This is a genomic window from Pseudovibrio sp. W64, assembly GCF_001623145.1.
Lineage (GTDB): Bacteria > Pseudomonadota > Alphaproteobacteria > Rhizobiales > Stappiaceae > Pseudovibrio.
Genome location: NZ_LMCI01000009.1, coordinates 181,433 through 189,410, shown reverse-complemented (window position 1 = coordinate 189,410; position 7,978 = coordinate 181,433). Strand labels below are relative to the sequence as shown.

General features: G+C 52.4%; 9 protein-coding genes. 4 read left to right on the top strand and 5 right to left on the bottom strand.

Annotation, left to right across the window (positions count from 1 at the left end; translation table 11 throughout):
• Positions 1-150: 150 nt before the first annotated feature.
• The 5 genes from PsW64_RS07385 to PsW64_RS07365 all read right to left on the bottom strand — a co-directional run bounded on the left by PsW64_RS07385 (position 151) and on the right by PsW64_RS07365 (position 3,550).
• Positions 151-507: a tRNA-binding protein gene (locus tag PsW64_RS07385; protein WP_057463587.1), complete on the bottom strand. Its 357-nt coding sequence runs from the start codon at positions 505-507 to the stop codon at positions 151-153.
• A gap of 125 nt (positions 508-632) precedes the next feature.
• On the bottom strand, positions 633-1,325 hold the full coding sequence (locus PsW64_RS07380) for a hypothetical protein (protein ID WP_057463661.1): 693 nt from the start codon (positions 1,323-1,325) through the stop codon (positions 633-635).
• 340 nt (positions 1,326-1,665) lie between these two features.
• The gene (proC, locus tag PsW64_RS07375; protein ID WP_063303215.1) at positions 1,666-2,487 is read right to left on the bottom strand and encodes a pyrroline-5-carboxylate reductase; all 822 of its coding nucleotides are present in this window, start codon (positions 2,485-2,487) and stop codon (positions 1,666-1,668) included.
• Positions 2,484-2,984 (bottom strand): YbjN domain-containing protein, encoded by a 501-nt coding sequence (locus tag PsW64_RS07370; protein ID WP_063293981.1) that lies wholly within the window; start codon positions 2,982-2,984, stop codon positions 2,484-2,486. The genes proC and PsW64_RS07370 overlap by 4 nt, the downstream gene beginning before the upstream one ends.
• A gap of 281 nt (positions 2,985-3,265) precedes the next feature.
• Positions 3,266-3,550, bottom strand: coding sequence for an accessory factor UbiK family protein (locus tag PsW64_RS07365; protein WP_057463662.1), 285 nt, complete (start codon positions 3,548-3,550; stop codon positions 3,266-3,268).
• A 307-nt stretch (positions 3,551-3,857) separates the two neighbouring features.
• Between PsW64_RS07365 and lgt the strand changes: the two genes are divergently transcribed.
• From lgt to PsW64_RS07345, 4 genes are all read left to right on the top strand, one after another.
• Positions 3,858-4,691, top strand: coding sequence for a prolipoprotein diacylglyceryl transferase (lgt, locus tag PsW64_RS07360; RefSeq protein ID WP_063300239.1), 834 nt, complete (start codon positions 3,858-3,860; stop codon positions 4,689-4,691).
• Positions 4,688-5,779, top strand: a complete 1,092-nt coding sequence (locus PsW64_RS07355; protein ID WP_063303214.1) for a class I SAM-dependent methyltransferase — start codon at positions 4,688-4,690, stop codon at positions 5,777-5,779. The genes lgt and PsW64_RS07355 overlap by 4 nt, the downstream gene beginning before the upstream one ends.
• Positions 5,780-5,803: 24 nt before the next feature.
• Positions 5,804-6,571, top strand: a complete 768-nt coding sequence (gene pgeF / locus PsW64_RS07350) for a peptidoglycan editing factor PgeF (protein WP_063303213.1) — start codon at positions 5,804-5,806, stop codon at positions 6,569-6,571.
• 71 nt (positions 6,572-6,642) lie between these two features.
• Entirely contained in the window at positions 6,643-7,803 is a 1,161-nt protein-coding gene (locus PsW64_RS07345; RefSeq protein WP_193757761.1) for a M24 family metallopeptidase, read from the top strand.
• The last annotated feature ends 175 nt before the right edge of the window (positions 7,804-7,978 follow it).

Genomic DNA, 7,978 nt, shown 5'->3' with positions numbered 1-7,978 from the left:
CCAACAGCCCAACCCAGCCTACGACAAACTGACGGTCGCTCCGCCAGCAGCCCGCTACGTAGGCATAGGTTCAGAGTATGGGAGGAATTCAGGAGGGGAATAAGTTTTTTGCCCTCACGTCATAAAGGTCCGGCAAACTTGGAGCGAACTCTAATGCATCCGTCCACCGTTAGGCACCTTGCTGTCGGGATGGAGCAAAACGATATCTCCATTCTCATCCGCTAATCCAAGTGTCAAAACTTCAGACATAAATGGCCCGATCTGGCGTGGTGGGAAGTTCACCACAGCAATCACCTGGCGACCAACAAGCGCCTCAGGCGTATAGTGAGCAGTGATCTGAGCAGACGTTCTCTTCACACCAATATCATCACCAAAATCAATCTTCAGTTTGTACGCGGGCTTGCGGGCCTCGGGAAAATCAACGGCTTCAACAACAGTGCCAACACGCACATCCACATTCAAAAAATCATCAATACCAATGGTTTTCGTATCTTCTTTTTGGTCCATATTCTTCTCAATAACTCGAATTACAACGCATCTTTATCCGAAAAGTGGAAACCGATTTTCGAATAAAGATACACAAAAACAAGGGCTAAAGCAGTTCGCGTGTTTCAGCTTAACTACAAACTGGTTTAGGGGCTGGCTTCAGCCCCACCATTCGCAGTTTCAGGTGGAGGTGTGCTTTTACCTGTTGGGCGTGAAGGTCTCTGGCACAACCGTCCCAGCCCTTCAATAAAGGGAGCTGCCACTTTCTCAACGCGGCAAGCGCGGCCCATCCATTTTTCACCGTTCGCCAGCATGTCGTCAACGGCAACCATAACCTTAGGGTGTCCCGGCGCGTCATCCTCAAGCCAAACCCGAACCAACCGCTCAAAACCCAAAGCCAAAGCATTGGACATACCGACACTGCGCAAACCAAATTCCTCAATGCCTGCTGCCACCAGCATCCACTTCATCGAGCGTGTCACCAGTTTGTGCATGTGCATGGCCAAAGCCGGGTCTTTCACCACTGTTTTGCGTAGGTTCCGGATCGCCTCTCTATGCGGTTCCATGATATCAAGCCGGCACATGAGGACGTCAAACAGCCGATCACGCCGTGTCTCATCCATCAGGTCAGGATCACGCTCTTTCAGAACTTTCTGGTCAATGTCCTGCATAAACGCTGCCAGCAGATCCAGCTTTCCATTGCAACACGCCCGCACCACCTCAATCTTCACACCAGCATTATCCGCGATCGCTGTATAAGTGATCTCTTCAATCCGGTGTGTTTCCAGCAACTCAATAAAACTTGCGATGACTTTCTGATGGGTCTTTTCGGTGGGCATGGCACGCTCCTGTATGGCCAACACTCCAGAGCGCATTCCGTTTGATTGGCTTCAATCAAACACTAAGAATCCGCTCCACTAAAGAAGTTAGAGTGCGGAGCGTGAATGTAAATGAACGCGACCTGCTCTAACTACGCATCAACACCTAATCATACACACAGGAGCAGCACAGATACAAAGAAAAAGCCTCAGTCTAGTAACCGAGGCTTTACTTCAATATCGAGCAATTTTGGCACCTGCTGAAAACGTATCTCCAAGAAGTGGAAACCGGTTTTAGGCTAAGAGACGCGACAACAAAATCTAAAGCAGCACGTCAGAACCTGCACAAACAGGTGCAGCTTTAGTCAGCAAGTTCTGTGGCGCGATGAGCTGCCTTTGCAACAGCCTCACTCATCAGGTTTGTCAAAGCGTCGTCTCCCATCAACACGGAAAGCGCAGCAGCCGTCGTCCCACCAGGAGAGGTCACATTCCTGCGCAAAACATCAGCATTCTCGGGAGATTGATGGAGCAGCTCACCAGAACCTGCGACTGTTCCACGGGCTAAAGCCTCTGCAAGCTCGGCATTCAGCCCTAATCGTTGACCAGCCTCACTCATGGCTTCAACCAGATGGAACACGTAGGCAGGACCGGAACCGCTGACAGCTGTTGCCAGATCAATCTGCTCTTCAGCATCCACCCAATAAAACGCACCAATTGTTTCAAGCAGGGAGCTCATCAAAGCCTTTTGCTCATCCAGAACTTCAACAGAAGCATAACCTGCAGTCACACCTCGCCCTACCTGAGAAGGCGTATTCGGGATCACGCGCACAACAGGCTGGGCTGCTCCGAACGTATCTTTAAAGCGCTTGATTGTTGTGCCCGCTGCAACAGACAGGATGATGCTGCCCTCATCGGCAACATCAGTAAGCGTTGGCAGCACCTCTTCCATCATTTGCGGCTTGATAGCCATCAACAGCACACCCGCCACAACACCTTCTGGCACGCTCTTGTGCCAGGGGATGCTGTGTGCAGTGATGGTTTCAAGCGTGTCTGAAGGTGGGTTGGGGTCAACAACCACAACATGCTCAGGTGCCATACTCTGCTTCATCCAGCCAGCAAGCATGGCACCACCCATTTTGCCTGCTCCAATCAAAACAAGCGGGCGTTCATTCGTTAGTTTCATGCATCACCGGCAGTTTCAAACATCACAGTTTCCATCGCTTCCTGTGCTGTCTTGCCAGCCCACACGACAAACTGGAACGATTGATAATACCGCTCACATGAATCAAGAGAATTAGAGAATAGGACTTCTATCTGAGATGAATTGGCTTCTGCACCACCAGCCAGCAAAAGCGACTGACGGAAAATAACAACACCTTCACGACCCCAGATATCAAAATGCCCCATCCACTGCTGCTCGTTAATGAGCGCAAGCAGACGAACAATCTCATCTTTTCTGGGAGCAGGAACCTTGAGGTCGAACGCACTTGCCATATGCAGTGCTTCCAACTCTTCCATCCATGAAAAGGTTACGTGGTAATCACACCAAGTCCCTGTAACCGAAATGGAAATTTCATCATCACCAAGTCGTTCAAAGCACCAGTCATTACCGGTTGCAAGGTTTTCAATGGTATCAACCGGATTCAGGGGGCGTTCCGTGCCGAACTCAATAAGGCTCATTTCCGGTCCTCTTTCCGTTTGAGGAATGGTTTATCTACCCACTCCAGACGGATGCGGGTTGAGTGATCATGGACCAGACACTTACGTGCTCTTGGATAGAAGCATGCACTACAAAGGAAGTTCCAGACTGGAACTATTGATGCAGGACATCGAATCCCTTTTTTGCCAATATACCGATAGATTTGGCCTTTCCCCTATAGGGGGAATAGACAGATCATTGCGAAAATTGTGGACGACTCAAAGCCGCCCACAGCATATTCACATGTAATTTTCAGCCAAACCTACGCTTTGTCTTCTGGCGCAGCTTTTTCATCTAGATCGGCAAGGCGCTTTTCTACTGCTGCAAGGCGCTCTTCAAGCTTTTCAACTTCATCAAGCGCTTTGATCGCCATGTCTTTGACTGTGTCAAACTCATCACGCGAAACCAGATCCATATCAGACATGAAACGCTCGGCCTGCGCTCGGAATGCGGTTTCTACTTCCCGCTTGGCACCCTGCGCAACACCAGCGGCATCGGTCATCAGCTTTGCAAACTCGTCAAACATACGATTTGGAGACTGGCTCATGGCGTCCTCTTTAAATTTCTCTCTCACAAACAAGTATTGGTCCGGCCCGTCAGTTTCAAGCGCTGAGAGCTGATTTGCACCCAGAACCCTAAAGAACCTGTCAGTAAGATGTCGAAAGCTTGTGTTGAACACCTGCCACAAACCACTTGACCAAATCCTTCACTTGTCGGAATGCTCGCTGAACTGAAGCGCATGAGGTTTGATAACCTCCGATCAAACACTTGCAATGCGCTCAAACAAACCGAATTAGAGTAAAGTGCGTGAGGGTCTCTGAGCGCAGGGCACTTTAATAACAGAAGGGTTTCATATGCCGCTCTTAGCAATACCTTTCCCGATGATTGATCCGGTTCTGATTGAATTCGGACCACTGGCCATCCGTTGGTATGCACTGGCATATATCGCCGGAATTCTTCTTGCATGGCGCTACATGATCGTAACCGTCCGCAACTCGCCTCTCTGGAACAAGACAGCTCATCCAACAGCAACAGACATCGACGACTTCGTCATGTGGGCAACGCTCGGCATTGTTCTGGGTGGTCGCCTTGGCTACGTCCTATTCTACAATCTGCCCTACTACCTCGCCAATCCAGCAGACATTCTGGCTGTCTGGGAGGGAGGCATGGCCTTCCACGGTGGTCTGTTGGGCATGATTGTTGTGCTGATCATCTATTCCAGAGCACGTGGCCTGTCTGGCTGGACTATGTTTGATCTGGCCGCCATCGCCGCCCCAATCGGTCTCTTTTTCGGGCGTATCGCCAACTTCATCAACTCAGAGCTATGGGGTCGCCCGACAGATGTGGCATGGGCCGTTGTCTTCCCAACCGGCGGACCAGAACCAAGACACCCAAGCCAGCTTTATGAAGCAGCGCTGGAAGGAGCACTTCTGTTCTTCGTGCTGCGCCTGTTGTCCCATCGCTTCAAACTGCTGCAAAAACCGGGCGTTCTCGCAGGCAGCTTCGCCATCGGTTATGGTCTGGCACGCACCTTCGTAGAATTCTACCGCGTACCGGACGCCCACATCGGCTACCTCGCAGGCTTCTTCACTATGGGGATGCTGCTGAGTCTGCCGATGGTTTTGATCGGCATAGCGGTCGTAATTTGGGCTCTCAAAAGAAACACGGAAATCAAAGAAGCAAAATGACCAGCTCTGCGTCCACGCCACTTCAGGAAAAAATCAAAAAGCGCATCGCGGACCATGGTCCAATGACCCTCGCTGAATATATGGGCATGTGCCTCTCTGATCCCGAGCATGGCTACTACATGCGACAGCAGCCATTCGGGACGAAAGGTGATTTCACCACGGCGCCAGAAATCTCACAGCTGTTCGGCGAACTGATCGGTGCCTGGCTTATGCATCAATGGCTGTCGCAGGATTTGAAAGGCCCGGTGAATCTGGTCGAAATGGGTCCGGGCCGCGGCACTTTAATGAAAGACATCCTGCGCGTTATCTCGTTACGCCCGCAGATGCTCGCCAACATTCAGATTCACCTGGTCGAAACCAGCCCATCCTTACGCAAAGCACAGCGCAAACTGCTCAAAGCCTACACAATCAAGTGGCACGACACGCTGGAGACCATCCCGGATGGACCAACCCTGCTCGTTGCAAATGAACTTTTCGATGCTCTCCCGATCCACCAGTACCAGCTCACCGAGCAAGGCTGGCGTGAGCGCTGTGTTGGGCTGGATGACGACGGCAATCTGACATTTGGCATCGGCTCAGGCACTCTGTCTCCGGCAGACGTCGCCAAAGCCGGTCTACAGGCAAAACTGGGCGATACGCTGGAGCTGTCTCCAGCCTCCACCGCAATTGCCTCACAAATCGGCCAACGCCTCAAGGCAGACGGCGGTGCTGCTCTGCTCATAGATTACGGCTATGCAAAGACGGCCACAGGCGACACGTTTCAGGCCCTCAAGAAGCACGAGTACGTCTCCACGCTGGAACATTGCGGCGAAGCGGACTTAACCGCTCACGTCAACTTCCAGGCACTCGCCAGCGCAGCCACTGCAGAAGGGGCAAACGTGCACGGCCCAATCGGTCAGGGCGAGTTTCTCCTCGGCCTTGGGCTGCTGGAGCGCGCCGGACAACTTGGAACTGGCAAATCCACGCTGGATCAGGACCAGATCCGCAAAGACGTGGAGCGCCTCGCAGCCGATGACCAGATGGGCACGCTCTTCAAAGTCCTTAGCATCACCAACACCTCAGAAAAACCAATTCCTTTCCAGAATTGATCGCATCGAAGCAGGGAGAAGCCAATGATTAAAGTGCCAGAGCTTGACGCAATGCAATGCCTTTCACATGGCTTCTTCACCCGCGAAGGAGGTGTTTCCTCCGGCATCTACAAAGGCCTCAACGTCGGCCTGGGTTCCAGCGATGTCCGTGAAGACGTTCTGGAAAACCGCCGCCGTGTCGCCGAGCAACTCGGCACAACACCTGAAAGGATGGTTACCCCCTACCAGATCCACTCGGCCAAGGCGCTGAGCGTATCTGCGCCCTTTGCTGAGGAAGATGACAGACGCGCAGACGCTCTCGTCACCAACACCCCCGGCCTCGCCATTGGCATCCTGACCGCAGACTGCGGCCCGATCCTGTTCGCTGATCCGGACAACAGAGTTATCGGCGCAGCCCACTCAGGCTGGAAAGGCGCCGTCGATGGCATCCTACCGAACACCGTTCAAGCCATGCAGCAGCTGGGTGCAAACCCATCGAACATCACAGCGGTGATGGGCCCGATGATCTCACAGCAGGCTTATGAGGTTGGCCCGGAGTTTGTGGTGCGCTTCCTCGAACAGTCTCAGGACAACAAGCGATTCTTCGTTCCCTCACAAAAGCCACTGCACAGCATGTTTGATCTGCCAGGTTTCATCAAAGCCCAACTGGACAAACTCGCCCTCAAAGACGTCATCTATCTCAAACTATGCACCTATACGGATGCGGATAGGTTCTTCTCCTACCGAAGAACCACCCATAACAAAGAACCAGATTACGGACGCCAGATATCAACTATCATGTTGACCGCCTGATTGTGCTGACGGACGAGCAAGAGTAAGTTCTGTTTCACATTGCTTTGCAAACTATGGATTGGGAGAAGACCATGGCCCTGCACTTTGCACCGGAAGAATTTGCTGAGCGCCGTGTTGCTCTGGACGCCAAACTCAAAGAGCGTCATCTCGATTGCCTGCTGATCTTCGCACAGGAGAGCATGTATTGGCTGACAGGTTTTGACACCTTCGGCTACTGCTTCTTCCAGTGCTTGATCTACCGCCCCGGTGAAGAACCTATCCTTCTCACCCGCTCCGCTGATCTGCGGCAAGCCCGCAACACCTCCAACCTAAAAGACATTCGCCTCTGGATGGACGTCGCAGGCAAATCTCCGGTTGGTCAGGTAAAAGAGCTTCTGTTTGATCTCGACCTGCTCGGCACCCGCATCGGCGTGGAATATGACACTCACGGCCTCACCGCTGCCAATGGCCGGTTGCTGGACGAATCTCTGCATTCCTTTGCAGACGTCGATGACGCTTCCGACATCATAAAGGAGCTCCGTCTGGTCAAATCGTCAACTGAGCTGGAATATGTCAGAACCGCAGGCAAACTCGCCGATGCTGCTTTCCTTGCTGGTATGGAGGAAATCAAACCCGGAGCCGACGAAGGCCGCATTCTGGCTAAGATGCAAAGCGCAGTATTTGAAGGCGGCGGCGACTACCCCGCCAACGAATTCGTCATTGGCTCAGGCCCTGACGCCCTTCTCTGCCGCTACAAATCTGGTCGCAGAACCCTCTCAGAAAACGATCAACTCACCATAGAATGGGCGGGGGTTTACCGCCACTATCACGCAGCCTCCATCCGCACAGTTATTCTGGGTGAGCCAACGCCGCGCCATCTGGAACTCCACCGCGCCGCAAAAGATGCCCTTCTGGCCGTTGAACAAGCCATGCAGGTGGGCAACACATTTGGCGACCTGTTTGCTGCACACGCCAACATTCTGGATGATCGCGGCCTGATGCCACACCGCCTGAATGCCTGCGGATATTCACTTGGTGCCCGCTTCACACCAAGCTGGATGGAGCCGCCCTACATGGCTTTCAAAGAAAATGCACATGAAATTCATGAAAACATGGTGTTGTTTATGCACATGATCATCATGGATTCAGACAGCGAAACCGCTATGACTTTGGGCCAAACTTACATCACACACGCAGATGGCCCTGAAAGCTTATCACAGCTTTCTCTCGACCTCCCTGTGAAGGCAGGGTAAAGACTGCCATAATTAACCTTTACGAATCTATTGGGGGCACCCCACGCTGATTCTCTGAGTGGACTTTAAGGACTGACATGCTGAAGCTCGTACTTTTACCTCGGGTATTAATCATTGCCGCTATGGCAATTCTTGCAGGCTGTGCGGCAAACCCTCTTCCCCCTTCCAGCATCGG

Excerpts from the sequence above, each read along its gene's own strand:
- PsW64_RS07380 (WP_057463661.1), bottom strand. The coding sequence starts at position 1,325 with ATGCCCACCGAAAAGACCCATCAGAAAGTCATCGCAAGTTTTATTGAG.
- pgeF (WP_063303213.1), top strand. The coding sequence starts at position 5,804 with ATGATTAAAGTGCCAGAGCTTGACGCAATGCAATGCCTTTCACATGGC.
- lgt (WP_063300239.1), top strand. The coding sequence starts at position 3,858 with ATGCCGCTCTTAGCAATACCTTTCCCGATGATTGATCCGGTTCTGATT.
- PsW64_RS07365 (WP_057463662.1), bottom strand. The coding sequence starts at position 3,550 with ATGAGCCAGTCTCCAAATCGTATGTTTGACGAGTTTGCAAAGCTGATG.
- PsW64_RS07370 (WP_063293981.1), bottom strand. The coding sequence starts at position 2,984 with ATGAGCCTTATTGAGTTCGGCACGGAACGCCCCCTGAATCCGGTTGAT.
- PsW64_RS07385 (WP_057463587.1), bottom strand. The coding sequence starts at position 507 with ATGGACCAAAAAGAAGATACGAAAACCATTGGTATTGATGATTTTTTG.
- PsW64_RS07355 (WP_063303214.1), top strand. The coding sequence starts at position 4,688 with ATGACCAGCTCTGCGTCCACGCCACTTCAGGAAAAAATCAAAAAGCGC.
- PsW64_RS07345 (WP_193757761.1), top strand. The coding sequence starts at position 6,643 with ATGGCCCTGCACTTTGCACCGGAAGAATTTGCTGAGCGCCGTGTTGCT.
- proC (WP_063303215.1), bottom strand. The coding sequence starts at position 2,487 with ATGAAACTAACGAATGAACGCCCGCTTGTTTTGATTGGAGCAGGCAAA.